16 protein-coding genes are annotated in these 20,967 nt (G+C 68.9%); 8 read left to right on the top strand and 8 right to left on the bottom strand.

The window, feature by feature from the left end; all coding sequences use genetic code 11:
- The first annotated feature begins 69 nt into the window (after positions 1-69).
- Entirely contained in the window at positions 70-3,609 is a 3,540-nt protein-coding gene (gene dnaE / locus ACX80J_RS10240; RefSeq protein ID WP_459347681.1) for a DNA polymerase III subunit alpha, read from the top strand.
- Positions 3,610-3,625: 16 nt separating this feature from the next.
- On the opposite strand, the gene ACX80J_RS10235 is transcribed toward dnaE, so the two are convergent.
- Positions 3,626-4,156: a flavin reductase family protein gene (locus tag ACX80J_RS10235; RefSeq protein WP_459347680.1), complete on the bottom strand. Its 531-nt coding sequence runs from the start codon at positions 4,154-4,156 to the stop codon at positions 3,626-3,628.
- Between the two features lie 134 nt (positions 4,157-4,290).
- Here ACX80J_RS10235 and ACX80J_RS10230 point away from each other — a divergent pair, with 134 nt between their 5' ends.
- From ACX80J_RS10230 to nrdR, 3 genes are all read left to right on the top strand, one after another.
- Complete coding sequence (locus ACX80J_RS10230) at positions 4,291-4,818, top strand: hypothetical protein (protein WP_459347679.1); 528 nt, start codon at positions 4,291-4,293, stop codon at positions 4,816-4,818.
- A gap of 83 nt (positions 4,819-4,901) precedes the next feature.
- Positions 4,902-6,266: a histidinol dehydrogenase gene (hisD, locus tag ACX80J_RS10225; RefSeq protein ID WP_459347678.1), complete on the top strand. Its 1,365-nt coding sequence runs from the start codon at positions 4,902-4,904 to the stop codon at positions 6,264-6,266.
- 106 nt (positions 6,267-6,372) lie between these two features.
- The gene (nrdR, locus tag ACX80J_RS10220) at positions 6,373-6,870 is read left to right on the top strand and encodes a transcriptional regulator NrdR (RefSeq protein WP_459347736.1); all 498 of its coding nucleotides are present in this window, start codon (positions 6,373-6,375) and stop codon (positions 6,868-6,870) included.
- Between the two features lie 204 nt (positions 6,871-7,074).
- Here nrdR and ppgK read toward each other — a convergent pair whose 3' ends face one another.
- Positions 7,075-7,932, bottom strand: coding sequence for a polyphosphate--glucose phosphotransferase (gene ppgK / locus ACX80J_RS10215; protein ID WP_459347677.1), 858 nt, complete (start codon positions 7,930-7,932; stop codon positions 7,075-7,077).
- Between the two features lie 84 nt (positions 7,933-8,016).
- Positions 8,017-8,895: a type I methionyl aminopeptidase gene (gene map / locus ACX80J_RS10210; RefSeq protein WP_459347676.1), complete on the bottom strand. Its 879-nt coding sequence runs from the start codon at positions 8,893-8,895 to the stop codon at positions 8,017-8,019.
- Positions 8,896-8,986: 91 nt separating this feature from the next.
- Here map and ACX80J_RS10205 point away from each other — a divergent pair, with 91 nt between their 5' ends.
- Positions 8,987-9,148 (top strand): SPOR domain-containing protein, encoded by a 162-nt coding sequence (locus ACX80J_RS10205; RefSeq protein WP_140395032.1) that lies wholly within the window; start codon positions 8,987-8,989, stop codon positions 9,146-9,148.
- 87 nt (positions 9,149-9,235) lie between these two features.
- Here ACX80J_RS10205 and panB read toward each other — a convergent pair whose 3' ends face one another.
- On the bottom strand, positions 9,236-10,129 hold the full coding sequence (panB, locus tag ACX80J_RS10200; protein ID WP_459347675.1) for a 3-methyl-2-oxobutanoate hydroxymethyltransferase: 894 nt from the start codon (positions 10,127-10,129) through the stop codon (positions 9,236-9,238).
- 293 nt (positions 10,130-10,422) lie between these two features.
- On the opposite strand from panB, the gene glnA (ACX80J_RS10195) reads away from it, so the two are divergent.
- Together glnA (ACX80J_RS10195) and ACX80J_RS10190 are read left to right on the top strand one after the other, a co-directional pair.
- Positions 10,423-11,763 carry a type I glutamate--ammonia ligase gene (gene glnA / locus ACX80J_RS10195; protein WP_459344709.1) on the top strand — a complete coding sequence of 447 codons (1,341 nt, stop codon included), beginning with the start codon at positions 10,423-10,425 and terminating at the stop codon, positions 11,761-11,763.
- A 38-nt stretch (positions 11,764-11,801) separates the two neighbouring features.
- The gene (locus ACX80J_RS10190; protein ID WP_459347674.1) at positions 11,802-14,810 is read left to right on the top strand and encodes a bifunctional [glutamine synthetase] adenylyltransferase/[glutamine synthetase]-adenylyl-L-tyrosine phosphorylase; all 3,009 of its coding nucleotides are present in this window, start codon (positions 11,802-11,804) and stop codon (positions 14,808-14,810) included.
- 25 nt (positions 14,811-14,835) lie between these two features.
- Here the strand turns inward: ACX80J_RS10190 and ACX80J_RS10185 are convergent, their stop codons facing one another.
- The 3 genes from ACX80J_RS10185 to glnA (ACX80J_RS10175) all read right to left on the bottom strand — a co-directional run bounded on the left by ACX80J_RS10185 (position 14,836) and on the right by glnA (ACX80J_RS10175) (position 19,357).
- The gene (locus ACX80J_RS10185; protein ID WP_459347673.1) at positions 14,836-16,986 is read right to left on the bottom strand and encodes an acyltransferase family protein; all 2,151 of its coding nucleotides are present in this window, start codon (positions 16,984-16,986) and stop codon (positions 14,836-14,838) included.
- Between the two features lie 31 nt (positions 16,987-17,017).
- Entirely contained in the window at positions 17,018-17,674 is a 657-nt protein-coding gene (locus tag ACX80J_RS10180) for an HNH endonuclease family protein (protein WP_459347672.1), read from the bottom strand.
- Between the two features lie 258 nt (positions 17,675-17,932).
- Positions 17,933-19,357 (bottom strand): type I glutamate--ammonia ligase, encoded by a 1,425-nt coding sequence (gene glnA / locus ACX80J_RS10175; protein WP_459347671.1) that lies wholly within the window; start codon positions 19,355-19,357, stop codon positions 17,933-17,935.
- A 265-nt stretch (positions 19,358-19,622) separates the two neighbouring features.
- Here glnA (ACX80J_RS10175) and ACX80J_RS10170 point away from each other — a divergent pair, with 265 nt between their 5' ends.
- Positions 19,623-20,060 carry an RDD family protein gene (locus tag ACX80J_RS10170; protein WP_459344705.1) on the top strand — a complete coding sequence of 146 codons (438 nt, stop codon included), beginning with the start codon at positions 19,623-19,625 and terminating at the stop codon, positions 20,058-20,060.
- An 83-nt stretch (positions 20,061-20,143) separates the two neighbouring features.
- Here ACX80J_RS10170 and ACX80J_RS10165 read toward each other — a convergent pair whose 3' ends face one another.
- The gene (locus ACX80J_RS10165) at positions 20,144-20,896 is read right to left on the bottom strand and encodes a DUF4191 domain-containing protein (RefSeq protein WP_459347670.1); all 753 of its coding nucleotides are present in this window, start codon (positions 20,894-20,896) and stop codon (positions 20,144-20,146) included.
- Positions 20,897-20,967: the final 71 nt, after the last annotated feature.

Genomic DNA, 20,967 nt, shown 5'->3' with positions numbered 1-20,967 from the left:
CACGCCGGGTCGACCTCGGAGGATAGTCCCGCGGCGGTCCCCAGGGCGCCGGCGCACTAGACTTGTCCGGTGGCTACTCCTGCATCGACCGACTCGTTCGTCCATCTCCACAACCACACCGAGTACTCGATGCTCGACGGCGCGGCCCGCCTGACGGACCTGTTCAGCCACACCGAGGAACTCGGGATGAGCGCCCTCGCCACGACGGACCACGGGTTCGTCTTCGGTGCCTTCGACTTCTGGAGCAAGGCCAAGAGCGCCGGCATCAAGCCCATCATCGGGGTCGAGGCGTACCTCACGCCGGGGACCGCCCGGAACGACCGCACCCGCGTCCAGTGGGGCGGCGGCGGGCGCGACGACGTCTCCGGCGCCGGAGCGTACACGCACATGACGCTGTGGTCCGAGACCACCGAGGGCATGCACAACCTGTTCCGGATGTCCTCGCTGGCGTCCCTCGAGGGCTACCTCTACAAGCCCCGCATGGACCGCGACCTCCTCCAGACCTACGGCAAGGGCCTCATCGCGACCACGGGGTGCCCGTCCGGCGAGGTGCAGACGAAGCTCCGCCTCGGCCTGTACAACGAGGCGAAACAGGCGGCCTCGGACTTCCGCGACATCTTCGGCGCCGAGAACTACTTCTGCGAGCTGATGGACCACGGACTCGACATCGAGCGCAACGTCAAGGCGGACCTGATCAAGCTCGCCCGGGAGCTCGGCCTGCCGCTCGTCGCCACCAACGACCTGCACTACACCCACGCCGAGGACTCCAAGGCCCACGCGGCGCTGCTCTGCGTGCAGTCGGGATCCACCCTCGCAGATCCCAAGCGGTTCAAGTTCGACGCGGACGAGTTCTACCTCAAGTCGCCGGCCGAGATGCGGGCGATCTTCCGGGACTACCCGGACGCCTGCGACAACACGCTGCTCATCGCTGAGCGGTGCGACGTCGACTTCAACACCAAGGCCAACTACATGCCGCGGTTCCCGGTCCCCGAGGGCGAGAACGAGCAGTCCTGGTTCGTCAAGGAGGTCGAGACCGGGCTGCAGTACCGCTACCCGGCCGGCGTGCCCGACGACGTCCGCAAGCAGGCGGAGTTCGAGGTCGGCGTCATCACCCAGATGGGCTTCCCGGGGTACTTCCTCGTGGTGGCCGACTTCATCAACTGGGCCAAGAACAACGGCATCCGGGTGGGCCCGGGCCGTGGCTCCGGCGCGGGCTCCATGGTGGCGTACGCCATGCGCATCACCGACCTCGACCCCCTCAAGCACGGCCTCATCTTCGAGCGGTTCCTGAACCCCGAGCGCGTCTCCATGCCCGACTTCGACGTCGACTTCGATGATCGGCGCCGCTCCGAGGTCATCCGCTACGTGACGGAGAAGTACGGCGACGAGCGCGTGGCCATGATCGTCACGTACGGCACCATCAAGGCCAAGCAGGCCCTGAAGGACTCCTCCCGCGTCATGGGCTACCCGTTCTCCACCGGGGAGCGCCTCACCAAGGCCATGCCGCCGGACGTCATGGGCAAGGGCCTCGCCCTCGCGGACGTCCACAACAAGGACGCCAAGCGCTACTCCGAGGCCGAGGAACTGCGGGAGCTCCTCACGACCGACGCCGACTCCGCGAAGGTCTTCGAGACGGCCCTCGGCCTCGAGGGGCTCAAGCGCCAGTGGGGCGTGCACGCGGCGGGCGTCATCATGTCCTCCGACCCCCTGATCGACATCATCCCGATCATGCGCCGTGAGCAGGACGGCCAGATCATCACCCAGTTCGACTACCCCACGTGCGAGGGGCTCGGACTGATCAAGATGGACTTCCTCGGCCTGAGGAACCTCACGATCATCACGGACGCCGTCGAGAACATCACGGCGAACAAGGGCGTGGACCTCGTCCTCGAGGACCTCGAGCTCGATGACAAGGAGTCCTACGAGCTCCTGGCGCGCGGGGACACCCTCGGTGTCTTCCAGCTCGACGGCGGGCCCATGCGCTCCCTGCTGAAGCTCATGCGCCCCGACAACTTCGAGGACATCTCCGCCGTCCTGGCGCTGTACCGGCCGGGGCCCATGGGTGTGAACTCGCACACGAACTACGCCCTGCGCAAGAACGGGCTGCAGGACATCGAGCCGATCCACCCCGAACTCGAGGGACCGCTCGAGGAGATCCTCGGCGGGACGTACGGCCTCATCGTGTACCAGGAGCAGGTCATGTCGGCCGCGCAGAAGCTCGCGAACTTCACGCTCGGCCAGGCGGACATGCTCCGACGGGCCATGGGCAAGAAGAAGAAGTCCGAGCTGGACAAGCAGCAGGCGGACTTCTTCGCGGGCATGAAGGCCAACGGCTACTCCCAGGCGGCCATGGACAAACTGTGGACCGTGCTGGAGTCCTTCTCCGACTACGCGTTCAACAAGGCCCACACCGCGGCCTACGGGCTCGTGTCCTACTGGACCGCGTACCTCAAGGCGCACTACCCCGCGGAGTACATGGCGGCACTGCTCACCAGTGTCGGCGACGACAAGGACAAGCTGGCGATCTACCTGAACGAGTGCCGCCGCATGGGCATCACCGTGCTGCCCCCCGACGTCAACGAGTCGAGCGTCAACTTCACCCCGGTCGGCAAGGACATCCGCTTCGGCATGGGCGCCATCCGCAACGTCGGCGCGAACGTCGTGGGAGCCATGGTGGGCGCACGGGAGGAGAAGGGCGCCTTCACGTCCTTCAGCGACTTCCTGCAGAAGGTCCCCGCCGTGGTCTGCAACAAGCGCACCATCGAATCGCTCATCAAGGCCGGCGCCTTCGATTCGCTCCGGCACCCCCGCCGGGCCCTCGCGATGATCCACGAGGAGGCCGTGGACTCCGTGATCGTGCTCAAGCGCAACGAGGCGGCCAACCAGTTCGACCTCTTCAGCGCGTTCGACGACGGCCCGGACTCGGTCGGCGGCCTGTCCGTGGAGGTCCCCGACCTGCCGGAGTGGGACAAGAAGGACAAGCTGTCCTTCGAGCGGGACATGCTCGGGCTGTACGTCTCGGACCACCCGCTGCAGGGCCTCGAGGGGATCCTCAGCCAGCACGCGGACTCGTCCATCCCCTCGATCATCAGCGAGGAGGGACCGGCCGACGGCGCGATCGTCACGATCGCCGGCATGATCACGTCCCTGCAGCGCAGGATCGCCAAGAACAGCGGCAACGCCTACGCACGGGCCGAGGTCGAGGACCTCGCCGGGTCCATGGAGGTCATGTTCTTCGGGCAGGTGTACGGCCCCATCTCGGCGGTCCTGGCGGAGGACCTGATCGTGGTGGTCCGCGGACGCCTGCAGCGCCGGGACGACGGCGCCGTGATGCTCAACGCGCAGGAACTCACGGTGCCTGACCTCAGCGAGGGACACTCCGGGCCCGTGGTGATCTCGATGCTGCAGCACAAGGCCACCGAGACGGCCGTGACCGCGCTCGGTGACGTCCTGCGGACGCACCCTGGGACGAGCGAGGTGCTGATCCGCCTGAACGGATCCCGCACGGTCGAGGTGATGAAGCTCGGCGTCGACCTGCGGGTGAACCCGACGCCGGGTCTGTTCGGTGACTTGAAGGTGCTGCTCGGTCCCGCCTGCCTCGACGCCTGACGGATGGACGACGCCGTCAGATGACGTAGTCGGTGGCCGTCGGCGTGCCGTAGCTGCCGCCGTGGTAGAGCAGGGGAGCGCCGTCCGGCCCGATGTTCCCCGCGATGACCTCGGCGACGACCACGGCGTTGTTCTCGAAGGACAGGCGCATGCTGATGCGGCCCACGAGCCAGCCGGCGACATCGCGGATGATGGGGACGCCCTCCGGTCCCGGCTCCCAGTGGTCGCCGGTGAAGCGGTCCTTCGTCCGGGCGAAGCGGTTGGCGAGGCCCTCGTTCTCCGTGCTGAGCATGTGGACCCCCACGAAATTGGTGTTCGCGACGGCGGGCCATGAGGACGACGTCCGGGCCATGTTGAACGAGAAGCGGGGCGGCTCGGCGGACAGCGAGGCGACCGAGGTGGCCGTGAAGCCGTAGGGGACGCCGTCGTACACCGCGGTGATGATGGCGACGCCTGCGGCGTGACGGCGGAAGACCTCGCGGAAGGACTCCCCGTGAGGCTCGGACGGGGACGGCAGGCCTGTCGGGGCGGGGCTCGGGTTGTTCACGTGGTTCCTCCGGGATCGACGTCGGCGGACAACGCGGTTGCGGATGACCGGTCCGATGCCGACGGCCATCTACGCTGCCACCACCACACTAGGCGCGCACCGCGCGCCGGGCGCGGTTTGTTAATGTAGAAGTCATGCATGCACGCCAGGAGCCGGACACCGGATCAAGCACGTATCCACCTCCGGTCTACGCCGTGGCCGAGGACCGGAGGTCCGTGCCGCCCCTGGGCGTGATCTGGTGGCTGGGATCCACGATCCTGCTCGGTGCCCTGGTCGGAGCGTCCTGGTGGCTCCTCGCACCCACGGGGCGCCTCTTCGGCGACCCCGTCTCCGCCGACCAGTGGCTGCTCCGCGACCTGACCCTCGCGGGCCTCGAGCTGGTCGCCGGTATCGCCGTCGGGACGGTCGTCGCCCTCCGCCTCGGGCTGCCCGGGGTGGTGGCCCGGATCCTCGCCGCCGTCGGCGGATCGGTCCTCGGTTCCGTTCTCGCCCTGGTGGTCGGCGAGGGCCTCGCCCACCTCCTCGGCCCGCAGGGGCGCGACGACGTGCCCGGCTCCGCGTTCCTGCTGCAGTCCTACGGAGCGCTCGCCGTCTGGCCGGCCGTCGCCGCCGTCATCATCTTCGCCACCGCCCTTCTCGGCCTGTCGCGCCGGCGGAGCTGACCGCGCGGAGCTGCGCGCTCCGCGTCGGCGGAGCCGGGCTGACCGGGACTCTGCGCTCCCTGCCCTCCCGGTAGACTCTCAGGGTGAATCCAGCGCCCACCACCCCGACCGTCGGCTTCCGCACCATCGACCTGCGCGGCCGGACCCTGTCCCCGGGAGAGCTGAAGGGCGCCATGCCCCGGGCAGCCGCCAGCGCCTCCTCCTCCGAAGCGGCTGTCCAGGCCATCATCGACGACGTCCGGTCGCGTGGCCTCGAGGCCCTGCGGGACTTCGCGCAGCGGTTCGACGGCGTCGAGCAGGAGCACCCCCGCGTCCCCGCCGCGATCATCGAAGCGGCTGTCGCCGGGCTCGACGCCCCGGTGCGGGCAGCACTCGAGGAAGCAATCCGGCGCGCGCGGATCTTCGCCCGGGCGCAGGTCCCGGACGACGTCGAGGTGGAGGTCGCCCCCGGAGCCCGCCTCACGCACAAGTGGATCGCGGTGGACCGCGTGGGGCTCTACGTCCCCGGCGGTCTGGCGGTCTATCCGTCCTCCGTGGTGATGAACGTGGTGCCCGCGCAGGCCGCCGGCGTCGGCTCGATCGCCCTCGCATCGCCACCGCAGAAGGAGGTCGGCGGCTGGCCGCACCCGGTCATCCTCGCCGCGGCATCGATGCTGGGCATCACCGAGGTGTACGCGATGGGCGGGGCCCAGGCCATCGCGGCCCTCGCCTACGGCGTCGAGGGGGAGGCCGACGGGTCCGGGCAGCACGCCATCGATCCGGTCAACGTCATCACCGGTCCGGGCAACGTCTTCGTCGCCACCGCCAAGCGTCTGGTCCGCGGGCGGGTCGGCATCGACTCGGAGGCCGGCACCACGGAGATCGCGGTCCTCGCGGATGCCACGGCCGACGCCGACCTCGTCGCCGCCGACCTCGTGAGCCAGGCGGAGCACGATCCCCAGGCCGCGTCGGTCCTGGTGACGGACTCCGAGGACCTCGCGACCGCCGTCGTCCAGGCCCTCCAGCGGCGCGCCGCCGCCACCCGGCACGCCGATCGGGTCCGCACGGCGCTCTCGGGTCCCCAGTCGGGCGTGATCCTCGTCGACGACCTCGACCACGGCATCGCCGTGTGTGATGCCTACGCCGCCGAGCACCTCGAGATCCAGACGGCGGATGCCCGGGCCGTCGCGGGGCGGATCCGCAATGCGGGTGCCGTCTTCGTCGGCAACTACAGCCCCGTCAGCCTGGGCGACTACTGCGCCGGGTCGAACCACGTCCTGCCGACCAGCGGGACGGCGGCCTTCGCCTCGGGCCTGAACGTCACGACCTTCCTGCGTGCCGTCCAGCTCGTCGACTACGACCGCGAGGCGCTGCTCGAGGTGTCGTCCTCGATCGTCGCGCTGTCGGGTGCGGAGAACCTGCCCGCGCACGGCGAGGCCGTCACCGCCCGCTTCGACGGCGCCCTCTGAGCCCCCGACGGACCTCGAGCACCACATCTGGTAATTACAGTGTTGTTGTTTCACCACATGTAGTCCTAAAATGGGCAGGACGATCGCCAGCGACGGGAGGGGAGCCATGTACTGTCCGTACTGCCGCAACCCCGACTCCCGGGTCGTCGACAGCCGCCTGGCCGACGACGGGTCGGCGATCCGCCGCCGTCGCCTCTGCCCGCAGTGCGGCCGCCGCTTCAGCACGGTCGAGACCACGAGCCTGAGTGTCGTCAAGCGGTCGGGCGCCGGAGAGCCGTTCAGCCGGATGAAGATCATCAACGGTGTCCGCAAGGCATGCCAAGGCCGGCCGGTGACGGAGGACGACCTCGCGCTCCTGGCGCAGGAGGTCGAGGAGAACGTCCGTGCCAGCGGGGTCGCCGAGATCGATGCCCACGAGGTGGGGCTCGCCATCCTCGGTCCGCTGCGCAAGCTGGACCAGATCGCGTACCTGCGCTTCGCGAGCGTCTACCAGGGCTTCGAATCGCTCGAGGACTTCGAAGAGGCCATCCAGACCCTCCGCCAGCAGGCGAAGGACAACGAGCGCGTGCCCAGCGGGGCGCGGAGGCCGTTGACGGCGCACTAGCGCCCCGGAACCCCGGTGGTGGCTGCGGAGGGGAAGCCGACGCCACCACCGGCACCACGTCAGCCCGCAGCTGCCGGGCACGACGATCGAGGAGAAACGCGGACGCCCGGTTCGGGACCCAGGGCCCGGCCGGATGCAGGCACGAATAAGCCCGGTACGGCGAGCAGCCGTACCGGGCTTCTCCGTTCGTTCAGCCCAGGTCGTTCAGCCCAGGTCGGGTGGGGTCAGGGCGAGGGCGCCGGCCGGCGTATGGCGCTTGGTGCCCAGGAGCAGCGCCGCCTGCAGGGCGCCGCCCACGATGCCGGCGTGGTTCTTCAACTGTGCCGGGATGATCGGGGTGCGCAGCTGGAGGGACGGCAGGTATTCGCTGCTCCGCTTCGAGATGCCGCCGCCCACGATGAACAGCTCGGGCGAGAAGAGGAACTCGACGTGTGAGAAGTAGCGCTGGAGCCGCACGGCGTACTCGTCCCAGTCGATCCCGTCCCGCTCGCGGGCCACGGCCGATGCCTTCGTCTCGGCATCGTGCCCGTCGATCTCCAGGTGACCGAGTTCGGCGTTGGGAACCAGCCGGCCGTCGAAGATGAAGGCGGAGCCGATGCCCGTACCGAGGGTGATGACCAAGACGGTCCCCAGCTTGCCCTTGCCCGCACCGTAGCGGACCTCCGCGAGCCCTGCCGCGTCGGCGTCGTTGATGACGTGGACGTCCCGTCCGAGGACCTTCGTGAAGAGGGCGTCGACGTCGGTGTTGACCCAGCTCTTGTCGACGTTCGCCGCCGAGCGGGCCACGCCGTGCTGGATGATGGCCGGGAAGGTCACGCCGACGGGCACGTCGGCGGCGGGACCCTCGGGCCGCGAGGAGAGCTCGGCGACGATCTGGGCGACGACCTCGGCGACAGCCTCGGGCGTGGACGGCTTGGGTGTGGGGATGCGGTAGCGCTCCCCGACGATCACGCCCTTCTCGAGGTCGACGATGCCGCCCTTGATGCCCGTGCCGCCGATATCGACTCCGATGACCGTTGCGGGGAGCTTCTTCGATTTCTTCTTGTCCGTGTCCTTGGCCATGATTCTCCGTCGACGAGTGGTTGGGCGGCCGGCGCTAGCCGGACTGGGGGTGGTGCGGTGTGCGGGCAGGTCCGCGGGGCTGCGCTAGGGCAGGGTCAGGATCTCCGCGCCGCGGTCGGTGACGACGAGCGTGTGCTCGAACTGCGCCGTCCTCTTCCGGTCCTTCGTGACGACGGTCCAGTCGTCCGCCCACATGGTCCAGTCGATGGTCCCGAGCGTCAGCATCGGTTCGATGGTGAAGACCATCCCCGGCTCGATGACGCGGTTGTAGGCGGGGGCGGCGTCGTAGTGCGGGATGATCAGGCCCGTGTGGAACGCTTCTCCGACGCCGTGCCCGGTGAAGTCACGGACAACACCATAACCGAAGCGCTTCGCGTAGGACTCGATGGTGCGTCCTATGACGTTGATCTCCCGTCCGGGCGCGACGGCCCGGATCGCGCGGTTGAGGGACTCCTGCGTGCGCTCGACGAGGAGGCGGGACTCCTCGTCCACGTCGCCGATGCAGAAGGTGTAGTTGGTGTCCCCGTGCACGCCGTCCTTGTACGCGGTGATGTCGATGTTGAGGATGTCGCCGTCCTGAAGCTCCGTGGAGTCGGGGATGCCGTGGCAGATGACCTCGTTGAGCGATGAACACAGCGACTTCGGGAAGCCCCGGTACCCGAGGGTCGACGGGTAGGCGCCGTGGTCCAGGAGGAACTCGTGGCCGATGCGGTCCAGGGAGTCCGTGGTGACGCCGGGTTCCGCGTGCTTCCCGACCTCGACGATGGCCTGGGCGGCGATCCTGCCGGCGATGCGGATCTTCTCGATGGTCTCCGGCGTCTTGACCTCGGAGCCCGTGAACGGGGTGGGCGCCGTGCGGCCCACGTATTCGGGGCGCGGGATGCCGGGGGGAACGGGGCGCTGGGGCGAGAGGGTGCCGGGGGTCAGGGTCCCAAGGGGAGCGGTGGGGGAGGACTGGGGCATACCCTTGATCCTATAGCGGCTCGGGTCACCGGCTGAAAGGCGCGTGATCGCCGGATGACACGGCCAGACGCCACGGATCGAGGAGGTCGCCATGACGGAGTACTGGTTCAACGTGCGCACGCACGAGGTCGAAGAGGACCGGCAGTCGGACTGGTCCCAGCTGATCGGGCCGTACGCGACGCGGGCCGAAGCCGAGAAGGCCCTCGAGAAGGTCCAGCAGCGCAACGACGCCTGGGACAAGGACGACGACTAGGGATCGTCCCGGCCCGAGGTCCACCAGGCGCACGAGCCAGGTGTACGGGTCAGGGGTACGGGCCCGGTGCACGGGCCCAGGGTACGGCTAGAAGGTGTGGTCGGGACCGGGGAACGTGCCCGCACGCACGTCGTCGGCATAGGCGCGGGCCGCTTCGGAGAGGACGCTCCGGACGTCGGCGTACTGCTTGACGAACCTCGCCTGCCGGCCGCCGCGCAGCCCGGCCATGTCCTGCCACACCAGCACCTGGCCCGTCGTGCCCGGGCCCGCGCCGATGCCGATCGTCGGGACGCGGACGGCCGCGTCGACCGCGTTCGCGGTCTCGGCGGGCACCATCTCCATCAGCACGCAGAATGCCCCCGCGTCGGCGAGCGCGACGGCGTCGTCGATGATCCGCTGCGACGCCTCTCCGCGACCCTGCACGCGGTAGCCGCCGAGCGCGTGCTCGCTCTGCGGAGTGAACCCGATGTGGGCCATGACCGGGATGCCCGCGCGGACGAGGGCCCGCACCGTATCGGCGTAGGCCGCGCCGCCCTCCATCTTCACGGCGTGGACCAGCCCCTCCTTGAGCAGGCGCACGGAGGACTCGACGGCCTGCTGGGGTGAGACCTCGTAGCTGCCGAAGGGAAGGTCGGCCACGACGAGGGCCCGCGTCGTCGCCCTGCTGACGGCCCGGCTGAAGAGGATCATCTCGTCGAGCGTGATGGGCAGGGTCGTCGCGTGTCCCAGGACGTTGTTGGCCGCCGAGTCACCGACCAGGAGGAGTTCGATGCCGGCCTCGTCGAAGACCTGCGCCGCGTACTGGTCGTAGGCCGTCAGCATGGCGAAGCGCCCCCCTTGGTCCTTGGCCTGTTGCAGGTGGTGGATCCGGATCCGGCCGGCCGGCTTCGTGCCTGCGGGGGCGGGTGCGGTCGCCTCCCGGGCCGGCGTCGTCGTGGCTGCTCCCTCTCCGTAGGGGGCTGGCAATTCCGCGGAAGTCATGCCATGAGACTACTGGACCCTCTGCCTGCGGTCCCCCGGAGGCAGGTCCTCCGCGGGGTGGGCCGTGCACTGCGCGTGGCGTCTGCCACGTATTTCCGGCGCGCCGCAACAGGGTGGGCAGGGTGCACCTCATCAGCGCGCGGGTCAGTAGAGTGTTGACGGCAGGCGCACGCGCGCACGAGGCGCATCGGCGCCGCGGGAACGGTGCAGCCGGACGTGCACGACGTCGGGCATGGACAGCCCGCTGCCCCGACCGGGTGGCCCGGGCGACGAGTCAAGGAATGAGGGTGGTCATGGACCGGCAGCAGGAGTTCGTACTGCGAACGATCGAGGAGCGCGACGTCCGCTACGTGCGTCTGTGGTTCACCGACGTCGTCGGCTCGCTGAAGTCGGTCGCGCTGGCTCCTGCCGAGGTCGAAGGCGCCTTCGAGGAGGGCCTCGGATTCGACGGATCCTCCATCGAGGGACTCGCCCGGGTCTACGAATCGGACATGCTGGCCCAGCCCGATCCGACCACCTTCCAGATCCTGCCGTGGCGCGGTGACAAGGAACAGACGTCGCGCATGTTCTGCGACATCCTGACGCCGGACGGCCAGCCGTCCACGGCCGACCCGCGCGGTGTCCTCAAGAAGACCCTGGCGAAGGCTGCCGACATGGGTTTCACCTGCTACACGCACCCGGAGATCGAGTTCTACCTGCTGAAGTCGGCGGACGTCGGCCCCGACGGCCAGCCCGTGCCCGTGGACTCGGCCGGCTACTTCGACCACGTTCCGGGCGGGGTGGCCCAGGACTTCCGCAGGACGGCGGTCGCGATGCTCGAGTCCGTGGGCATCTCGGTCGAGTTCAGCCACCACGAGGCCGGGCCGGGGCAGAACGAGATCGACCTGCGGTACGCGGATGCGCTCCAGACCGCGGACAACATCATGACGTTCCGGACCATCATCAAGGAGGTCGCGCTCACCTCCGGCAGCTATGCGACGTTCATGCCCAAGCCCTTCTCCGAGCACCCGGGCTCGGGCATGCACACCCACTTCTCCCTGTTCGAGGGTGACACCAACGCCTTCTTCGAGGCGGGCGCCGAGTTCCAGCTGTCGAAGACGGCCCGCCAGTTCATTGCCGGCATCCTGCGGCACGCGCCCGAGTTCACGGCCGTGACCAACCAGTTCGTCAACTCGTTCAAGCGCCTGTGGGGCGGCGGTGAGGCGCCGAGCTACCTGTCCTGGGGCCACAACAACCGCTCGGCCCTGGTCCGCGTGCCGCTCTACAAGCCCAACAAGGGCCAGTCCGCGCGCATCGAGTACCGCGGTATCGACTCCGCGAGCAACCCCTACCTCGCGTACTCCGTGCTGCTGGGTGCCGGGCTGAAGGGGATCGAGGAGGGCTACGAGCTGCCGCCTGCCGCGGAGGACGACATCTGGAGCCTGACCGCCGCGGAGCGCCGGGCGATGGGACACGACCCGCTCCCGGCCAGCCTGCACGACGCCATCCGGGTGATGGAGGAATCAGAGCTTGTCGCGGACATCCTGGGGGAGCAGGTGTTCGAGAACTTCCTCCGCAACAAGCGCGCCGAGTGGCACGACTACCGCATCCAGGTGACGCCGTACGAGCTCCGCAGGAATCTCAACATCCTGTAGGCCTGCGTGCATCTGCGGCGCTTGGCTAGGGTTGGCCCATGAGCCTTACCCGCAAGCTGATCAGTTACGGGTTCACGGACCTGGAGAAGAGCAGGCGCTTCCTGGACGCGCCCGAGCTGCAGGGGCTGAACGACGACGCCCTGTTCGGCGGGATCGCTGCCGCCGCGAACCCGGACCTTGCGCTGCAGTCCCTCGTCCGCCTCCTCGCCGTCAACCGCAAGGCCTCGCTGGCGGCATTCTCCGACGAGGGCCGGCGCGGCCCCCTCTTCCGGCTGCTGGGAGCGTCCGAGGCGCTCGGCGAGTTCCTCATGCGCCACCCGGAGAACCTGGATGTGGTCCGCCCGAGTCCTGCGACCCTCCCGGACGTGGCACCGGACGACCTCCGGGCGCTGCTGCTGCGGTCGGTCGACGCCGAACCCGCCGATGCGAACCCCGTGGCCGGCAGGCTCGGCGTGGACGCGTACCAGAGGCTCCGCGTGACCTATCGGCGCCTCCTGACGGACCTCGCGGTCCGCGACCTCTGCCACCGCGCGCCCGTCGACTACCTGCCCGTCGTGGCCCGCGAACTCGCGGACCTCGCGGCCGCCGCCCTGGAGGCCTCCCTCGCCGTCGCCCGTGCCGAACTGGGGGAGGTGTACGGACCCGACGTCGTGGCCCGGGTGAAGCTCGCCGTCATCGCCATGGGGAAGTGCGGTGCGCGGGAGCTGAACTACATCTCCGACGTCGACGTCGTCTACGTCGTGGAAGGCGATGATCTCGACGACACGCTGCTCACCAGGATCGGGACGGGCCTGGCCTCCGGCATGTCCCGCGGGGTGTACTCGCCCGGGCCGGAACCGGCCCTGTGGGAGGTCGACGCGAACCTGAGGCCCGAGGGCAGGGACGGGCAGCTCGTACGCACGCTGCAGTCCCACGTGTCCTACTACGAGAGGTGGGCCAGGACCTGGGAGTTCCAGGCGCTCCTCAAGGCCCGGGCCGTCGCAGGGGACCCGGACCTCGGCCGGCGCTACGAGGCGGCTATCGCCCCGTTCGTCTGGGCGTCCTCGCAGCGCGAGGGGTTCGTCGAGGCGGTGCGGGCCATGCGCCGCCGCGTCACCGACAACATCCCGCGCGACGAGGAAGCACGCCAGCTCAAGCTCGGCCCCGGAGGCCTGCGGGACGTCGAGTTCACCGTCCAGCTGCTGCAGCTCGTCCACGGCAGGCTCGACGAGTCCCTCCGCGTGAGGGACACCGTGACCGCGATCGGTGCGCTCAGCTCCGGCGGCTACATCGGTCGCTCGGACGCGCTGGACCTCGACGACTCCTACCGCTACCTGCGGGTCCTCGAGCACCGGATCCAGCTCACGCAGATGCGCCGCACGCACCTCATGCCGGAGGACAACTCCGCCCTGCGCGCCCTCGCCCGGTCCTCCGAGGGCTGCATGGTCACGGTGAGGCCGAGCGCGCAGAGCCTCGTCGACAAGTGGCAGCGGACCCGGAGGCTCGTCAAGCGGCTCCACGAGTCGATCTTCTACCGGCCCCTGCTCAACAACGCGGCGACGCTGCAGCCCGAGGACGTCCAGCTCACGGCCGAGGCCGCGCAGGCCCGCCTCGCCGCCCTCGGCTACCAGGACCCGCGCGGGGCCATGCGGCACATCGAGGCACTCACCGGGGGCCTGCGGCGCCGCGCCATGCTGCAGAGGCAGTTGTTGCCCATCCTCCTGGCCTGGTTCGCCGACGGCGTGGACCCCGATGCCGGCCTGCTCGGGTTCCGTCGGCTCAGCGAGTCCCTCGGGGACAGCCACTGGTACCTGGGCATGCTCCGCGACTCCAATGCCGCCGCGGAGAGGCTCTGCGCCGTCCTGTCGAGCAGCCGGTTCATCACCGACCTCCTGGAGGTATCGCCCGAGTCGACACAGTGGCTCGGCTCCGACGCGGCGCTGGTCCCGGAGACCTTCGACGCCCAGTGGCAGGAGATCCAGTCGAAGATGTCGCGGCACCCGGAGCCTGGTGAAGCCATCCGCCTGATCCGCCTGATCCGCCGCAGGGAGCTGCTGCGCATCGCCATCGCCGACAGCTCCAACCTCCTGTCCCAGGCGGAGGTGGGGGAGGCTCTCGCCGACGCGGACCGTGCCGCCGTCCTCGGCGCGCTGCACGTCGCGGAGAGCCAGGTGTTCGGGCAGGAGGAGCAGCTCACCGATGTCGTCGTGATGGCGATGGGACGCCAGGGCGGCCGGGAGATCACCTACGGCTCGGATGCGGACGTGATCTACGTGCACCGGCCGTTCCCCGGGGCCGACGAGGCCGCGGCGCAGAAGCAGGCCGAGGCCGTGGTGTCCCGCCTGGCTGCCCTGCTCACCCAGCCCTGCAGGCCGCCGGTCCTGGCCGAGCGGGTGCTGGAGATCGACGCGGCCCTCCGGCCGGAGGGCAAGCAGGGGGCGATGGTGCGGTCCATCGGCTCCTACCGCGAGTACTACCGGCGCTGGTCCCTCGTCTGGGAGGCGCAGGCTCTCCTGCGCGCCCGTCCCCTCGCGGGCGACGACGGGCTCGCCGCGGAATTCATCGATCTCATCGACCCGGTGCGGTACCCGCGGGAGCTCGGCGAATCGGACGTCCGAGAGATCCGGCGGATCAAGGCACGTGTCGAGTCGGAGCGGCTCCCGCGCGGAGCCGACCCCTCGAGGCACCTCAAGCTGGGGCGGGGAGCACTCAGCGACGTCGAGTGGCTCGTACAGCTGCTCCAGCTGCAGCATGCCTCCGCGGTCCCCGCCCTGCGGGTGCAGTCCACGCTCGCCGCACTGGACGTGATCGAGGCGGAGGGCCTGCTCCCCGCGGAGGACGTCGCCACGCTGCGGGGGAGCTGGAGCCTCGCCACCCGCATCCGCGGGGCGAACGTCATCTGGAGCGGGCGGGGTTCGGACCTGTTGCCGGCTCCGCGCCGGGACCTGGAAGCCGTCGCCCGGTGGTGCGGGTACGGCCCGGGCAGCGGATCGGACCTCGAGGAGGACTACCTCCGGATGACACGCCGGAGCCGTGCCATCTTCGAGCGGCACTTCTACGGCTACTAGGCCCTCCTGGTGATCCTCGCGCCGCTCACCCGTCGGCTTCGGCGAAGCGCTGCGCGAGGACCGGCGTGAGGGACCGCATGTAGGTGCTGGTCACGTGGTTGGAATCGAAGTACACGTGCACTCCGCCGATCACCGAAGAGCAGCGTCCGTCCGGGCAGAACTGGTCCTGCAGGTCGAGGACCTTCACCATCGGCGAGTCCATCGCCAGGGCGGCCTCGGCGAGGGGATCAGCGACGACGGCCTCCTCCGAAGGGAGCGAGCAGGTATGGGGCGAGGAGGCGTTGGCCGCGAGGCAGTCGGGTCCGAGCGTGTCGAGTGTGAGGGGAGTGTCCCGCAGGACGTAGACCCGCACACCGGCGTCGACCCAGGTGCTGATGCGAGCGGCGAAGGCGTCCCTGTACTGGCTGGCCTGGTCCCGTCCCGAGCCGTCGTCGATCACCTCGCGCGCGCCGAATGCCGAGGCGAAGACCAGATCCGGCTTCTCCGCGACGATCCGGTCGGACACCGCCTGGCTCCAGCCGAGGCAGGCGTCCTGCGACGCCCTGTTCGAGGGCTTCCCGTTGAACTCCGTCCGGCGCACGCCGATGTACGGGCACCCGCCGACCAGGCTCTCCTGGAGGTGCCACCGGGACTCCCGGGCCAGCCCGTAGAGCGCGGTCTTCCAGTGTTCAGCGTGCGAGTCGCCGACGAGCCATGCTTCACCCGAGGCATCGTCCGCCCCCGCGAAGTCACACGTACTCAGGCGGGCACCGCCACTCACCATGATGGGGTCGCTCGCTTCGGTGCACTCCTCCCCGGTGAACCAGGGCGCCTCGTCCGGTCCCACCTGCGGGACCGCCGGTGGACCGAAGGGATCCCCGCACTCGGCGTTCGAGAGGCTTCCGGCGCCGAAACACGGGCCGCCCGAGATCGCCTCGAGGGCCGCCTGCTGGCGCTTCCCGGCAGCTCCGGCTGCGACCATCATGGCGGTCGCGAGGAGGACCATGGTCAGCAGAACCGACAGCAACAGGACCAGGCTCCTGCGGACACCGAAGCGGGGCAGGAGCGACGTCCTGCCCGGGTCCTCGATCAGCTTCTTGCTGGCGAAGGCGAGCACGAGGGCCCCCACCAGGAGGAACGCCGTGTCGATCGGCTGGAGCTCCCGCCCGAGACCCGCGGGCACGAGGAGCAGCAGGGGCCAGTGCCACAGGTAGAGCGAGTAGGAGATGTCCCCGACGAACTGCACCGGTCGTGCCGCCAGGAGTGCGTTCGGGGACCAGTAGGGGGATGCCGGGCCGGAGGCGATGACCAGGACCGTGCCCACGACCGGGATCAGAGCGAAATAGCCCGGGAAGAGCGTGCGCTCCGAGAACCCGACGGCGGAGAGCAGGATGAGCGCGTATCCCAGCACCTGCGCCACACCCGCGAGGGAGGGCAGGGCCCTGAGAGTGCTCGGACTCCTCAGGGCCCGCACCGCGATGAGCGATCCTGCCGCGAATTCCCAGGCCCGCACCGGAGTCACGAAGTAGGCGGCGTTCCTGTTCGCGATCGTCATGGAGATGCAGAGGAGGAGGGAGAGGAGGAACACGGCGCCCAGGACCAGCGCGAGCAGGGCGTGGCGGCGGATCCCCTGCCGGCGGGCGAGGGTGACCGTGACGACGAGGAGGACGGGCCAGACGAGGTAGAACTGCTCCTCGACCGACAGCGACCAGTAGTGCTGGACGGTGGACGCGGATTCGGTCTGCGCGGAGTAGTCCACGGATTTCAGCGCCAGGACCCAGTTCTCGACGTAGAGATTCGCCGCCAGGGTCTCCTGCGCGAGACCGGCCCAGCGGCTGAACGGGAGCACGATCCAGGCAGTGGCGAGGGAGACCAGGGACACGACGAGGGCGGCCGGCAGGAGGCGGGCCGCACGCCGGGCGCAGAAGGAACCGAAGCGGATCCGCCCGGTGCGTTCCAGCTCACCCAGGAGGTGCTTGGTGATGAGGAAGCCGGAGATGACGAAGAAGATGTCGACGCCGACATACCCACCGGGCAGCAGATCCGGTGCGGCGTGATTCACCACGACGAAGGAGACGGCGAGCGCTCGCAGGGCCTGGATGTCCCTGCGCGGCGCCGCCCTGTCCGTCCTCCGGGCGGTCGAGGGGGCGCCGGCGAGCGGTCGGGTCGGCGGGGCAGCCGTGTCGAGATAGGTCATCGGTTCTCCTGGGACGCCGCGAGGAACCGCGTCAGGCCTTCGTGATGGTCAGCTGCAGGGCGGGGCACGTGTCAGCGATCCGCACCAGGGCCGCCTTCTCCCGGGAGTCCACGGTCATGCCCCACCGGGACTTCACCGTCACCCATCGCGCCACGTAGGCACACCTGTTGGCCGGGGGCATCCAGTCCTCCGGGCCCTTCGCCTGCTTCTGCTGGTTCAGGAGAGTGGTCTGGGCTGCGAGGGAGCCGGCGTAGCCGATGTCGTTGTAGAACGCCACGCGACGGGTCTGCGTCCAGTTCCTCGCCCCGGATCCCCAGGCCTCGGCCACGGGCACCGTGTGGTCGATCTGCACGGTGGTCGCGGAGGTGTGGATCTTGTTGTCGAACGTCGTCACCCAGCGCCCGGTCGCAACCGTGCAGCGACGGGTCGTCGTGTAGGTCATCGCGGCCTTGGTCTCCGCGACGAGTACTTCGGCGCGGGTGTTCTGGCAGTCGCCGTCGGCGTCTTTCCAGTCGCCGAAATAGCGGGCCCGGTCATAGCCGGCGTTGTTCTCGGCCGCGAGGGGCAGGGCGCGCGCGGCTGCACGGAAAGTGGTTCCATAGGTGACTCCTGCCTCCGCAGGAGCGGCAAGGCCGGTGAACAGGAGTCCGGCTGTCAGGACGGCAATGAGCCCGGATGAGATCTTCATGTGTTCCCTCGAAATGATGGCGTCCCCTTTGAACGCCAGGAGAACTTTTGCACGATGTGTCACACATCGGCGCGTGCCATGCCGGGCCTCGACCGAAATTCGGCCGATCCTGCGTCGACCGGGGATGGACCCGCACCCCTTCTCGCCGACGGGTGGGGGCAGAACGACGAACGGAGGGTCCCTCGGATGTCATCCGAGGAACCCTCCGCGTACACCCGGTCCGGAGGCGGCTACCCGCGCTTCCGACCCGTTCTGCTGCTAGACGCCGTAGTAGAGCTCGAACTCGTAGGGGTTCGGGCGCAGCGAGAGCGGCTTGATCTCCATCTCGCGCTTGTACTCGATCCAGGTGTCGATCAGGTCCTGGGTGAAGACGTCGCCGGCCTGCAGGAACTCGTTGTCGGCCTCGAGCGCCAGCAGGGCCTCCTCGAGCGACCCGGGAGCCTTCTGGATGTCCTTGGCTTCCTCGGCAGGGAGCTCGTAGAGGTCCTTGTCGATGGGCTCCGCGGGTTCGATGCGGTTCTTGATCCCGTCGAGGCCCGCCATGAGCTGGGCAGCGAAGGCCAGGTACGGGTTCGACGACGGGTCCGGCGCGCGGAACTCGATGCGCTTGGCCTTGGGGTTCGATCCGGTGATCGGGATACGGATACCGGCGGAGCGGTTGCCCTGCGAGTAGACCATGTTGACCGGGGCTTCGAAGCCCTTGACCAGGCGACGGTAGGAGTTCACCGTCGGGTTGGTGAAGGCCAGGACGGCGGAGGCGTGCTTCAGCAGGCCGCCGATGTACCAGCGGGCGGTGTCCGACAGGCCGGCGTAGCCGCGCTCGTCGTAGAACAGCGGCTGTCCGTCGCTCCACAGAGACTGGTGGCAGTGCATGCCGGAGCCGTTCTCGCCGAAGACGGGCTTCGGCATGAAGGTCGCGGACTTGCCCCAGGCGTCGGAGACGTTCTTCACGATGTACTTGAACTTCTGCAGGTCGTCCGCAGCGTGCGTCATGGTCGTGAACTTGTAGTTGATCTCGGCCTGGCCGGCACCGCCGACCTCGTGGTGCGAACGCTCGACCTCGAGGCCGGCCTTGTCCAGCTCGACGCAGATCGCGTCGCGCAGGTCGGCCTGCTTGTCCACGGGGGACACCGGGAAGTAGCCGCCCTTGAACGGGGTCTTGTTGCCGAGGTTGCCGCCGACTTCCTCGCGCCCGCTGTTCCAGGGAGCCTCGATCGAGTCGACCTTGTAGAAGCTCCCCTGCGGGGAGGACTCGTACTGCACGTTGTCGAAGATGAAGAATTCCGCCTCGGGGGCGAAGAACGCCGTGTCCGCGATGCCGGTGGAGGACAGGTACGCCTCGGCGCGCTCTGCGACGCTGCGGGGATCGCGGTGGTAGGGATCGCCCGTGCGGGGGTTGACGATGGAGAAGTTCAGCGCGAGGGTCTTCTCCGTCCGGAACGGGTCGATGAACGCCGTCGTCACATCCGGGATGAGCTGCATGTCCGATTCCGCGATGCCCTGGAAGCCGCGGATGGAGGATCCATCGAAGAGCTGGCCGTGCACGAAGAAGTCCGCGTCGACCGACTTGGCGGGAACGTTGAAGTGCTGCTGCACTCCCGGGAGGTCGGTGAACCGGACATCGACAAACCTGATGTCTTCGTCGGCGATGAACTTGAGGACCTCGTCCGCATTCTTAAACATCGATTCATGCTCCTAACGCATGGCTGGGGGAAAACCGGCGCCAGCGCGTGTCCCTGCGCCGCACGGGATATCACGGGCTCTGGCAGGCTGGTACGCTACCGCCGACTCGTCCCAACTGTATGAGCGGGCAGTTTCTCGCTGGTGTCGTCTTTGTTTCCGGGACGTTACATGACGTGCCCTGCGCCTCCCACCCTAGCGGCCCCGGGAACGCGAAGGCATAATACGGCCGGGCCGGACCCTCGCGGCGCGCGGGTAGGCTGGGGGCGTGGTGAACAGGAAGAACATCGGGTCGTGGATGGAAGGCCCGCCGCCGTCGGGCGATCAGCAATGGCCGGGACAGCGACTCGGCCGGCCCGAGTCGGGGCCCGGGTCCATCGCCCGTTTCCCGCCCAGGGCCGGTGCGCTGCTGATCGACTGGGTTCTCTGCTCGCTGATCTCCGCCGCCTTCTTCGACTACGACGGTTTCGCGACGCTGTACATCTTCCTCGTCGAGCAGATCCTGTTCGTGGGTTTCTTCGGCTACAGCATCGGGCACCGTCTCCTGCGGATGCAGGTGCAGACGCTCGACGGCAGGCCGGCCGGTTACCTGACGGCCATCGTCCGCAGTGTGCTCGTCTGCCTCGTCATCCCGGCCTTCATCATCGACGCCGACCAGCGCGGTCTCCATGACCGGGCCCGGAACACCGGCCTGTTCCGTATCTAGCGCTGCTCTCCTCCCAGGGGATCCGATGCCGGGAAGCGAAGAGCCCCTCCCGTCATCGGGAGGGGCTCTTGCGGTCAGCGCGGTCAGCGCCCGCGCATCGCCTTGCGGTCGGGGCGGGCCTTGAAGGGATCCACGCCCTTGGGGATCGGAAGCTTGGTGCCCAGTGCGGCCAGGCGCTTGTCGACCGCGTGCACCTCCTGCTTGGTCAGCGTCTTCTTCAGCTTCTGCACGGTCTTCGGGACCTTGGAGAGGGGCACCTGACGGTCCCCGCGGCCCGTCTCGATCACGTGGACCGGCACGTTCGGGATGATCCTCGCCATCTTGCGCTTCTCACCGTCGAGGAGCTGCTTGACCCGTGTGGAGGGGCCCTCGGACACTAGGACGACACCTGGCCGGCCGATGATCCGGAACACGGCGTCCTGCGTCCGCGGGTTGACCGCGACCGGCTGCTCCTGCAGGATCCACCCGCGGCGGAGGACGCTCAGCGCGGCGCCGGCAGCGCCGGGCTTCCCCTCGATCTGGGAGAACGCCGCGCGTTCGGCCCGGCGGGACAAAATGAAGATGGCCGCCAGCACGGCCAGCGGGACCGCGATGATCATCAGCGTGATGACGTTGTTGATCAGGAGTCCGACGAGCAGGCCGAGCGCGATGATCCCGACGAACGCCAGCAGCATGAACCAGACGGCGCTCGGATCGTTGCGCCGGGTCATTTTGAAGACTTCGACAACCTGCTTCATCCGCCCGGCCTGCTTCGGCGCAGCCCCGGCTTTCGGCTTGCGCGAGAAAAGGCGGCGTTTGGGCGTGGGGGAGCCTGAAGGATCGATTGCGTGCGACATAGTAGTTCGATTCTACGGGATGAGATCAGGATGACCGCCGGTTCACCGACGACGTGCTGGGGTTCCGCGGG

The organism is Arthrobacter rhamnosi, from assembly GCF_054510975.1.
Note: the sequence above shows the minus strand (reverse complement) of the source record. Positions and strands in the feature narration are given on the sequence as shown.

Bases quoted from the DNA above. Each gene is read 5' to 3' on its own strand.
- ACX80J_RS10230 (WP_459347679.1), top strand. From the start codon at position 4,291: ATGCATGCACGCCAGGAGCCGGACACCGGATCAAGCACGTATCCACCT.
- nrdR (WP_459347736.1), top strand. From the start codon at position 6,373: ATGTACTGTCCGTACTGCCGCAACCCCGACTCCCGGGTCGTCGACAGC.
- ppgK (WP_459347677.1), bottom strand. From the start codon at position 7,932: ATGGCCAAGGACACGGACAAGAAGAAATCGAAGAAGCTCCCCGCAACG.
- map (WP_459347676.1), bottom strand. From the start codon at position 8,895: ATGCCCCAGTCCTCCCCCACCGCTCCCCTTGGGACCCTGACCCCCGGC.
- ACX80J_RS10205 (WP_140395032.1), top strand. From the start codon at position 8,987: ATGACGGAGTACTGGTTCAACGTGCGCACGCACGAGGTCGAAGAGGAC.
- panB (WP_459347675.1), bottom strand. From the start codon at position 10,129: ATGACTTCCGCGGAATTGCCAGCCCCCTACGGAGAGGGAGCAGCCACG.
- glnA (WP_459344709.1), top strand. From the start codon at position 10,423: ATGGACCGGCAGCAGGAGTTCGTACTGCGAACGATCGAGGAGCGCGAC.
- ACX80J_RS10190 (WP_459347674.1), top strand. From the start codon at position 11,802: ATGAGCCTTACCCGCAAGCTGATCAGTTACGGGTTCACGGACCTGGAG.
- ACX80J_RS10185 (WP_459347673.1), bottom strand. From the start codon at position 16,986: ATGACCTATCTCGACACGGCTGCCCCGCCGACCCGACCGCTCGCCGGC.
- ACX80J_RS10180 (WP_459347672.1), bottom strand. From the start codon at position 17,674: ATGAAGATCTCATCCGGGCTCATTGCCGTCCTGACAGCCGGACTCCTG.
- glnA (WP_459347671.1), bottom strand. From the start codon at position 19,357: ATGTTTAAGAATGCGGACGAGGTCCTCAAGTTCATCGCCGACGAAGAC.
- ACX80J_RS10165 (WP_459347670.1), bottom strand. From the start codon at position 20,896: ATGTCGCACGCAATCGATCCTTCAGGCTCCCCCACGCCCAAACGCCGC.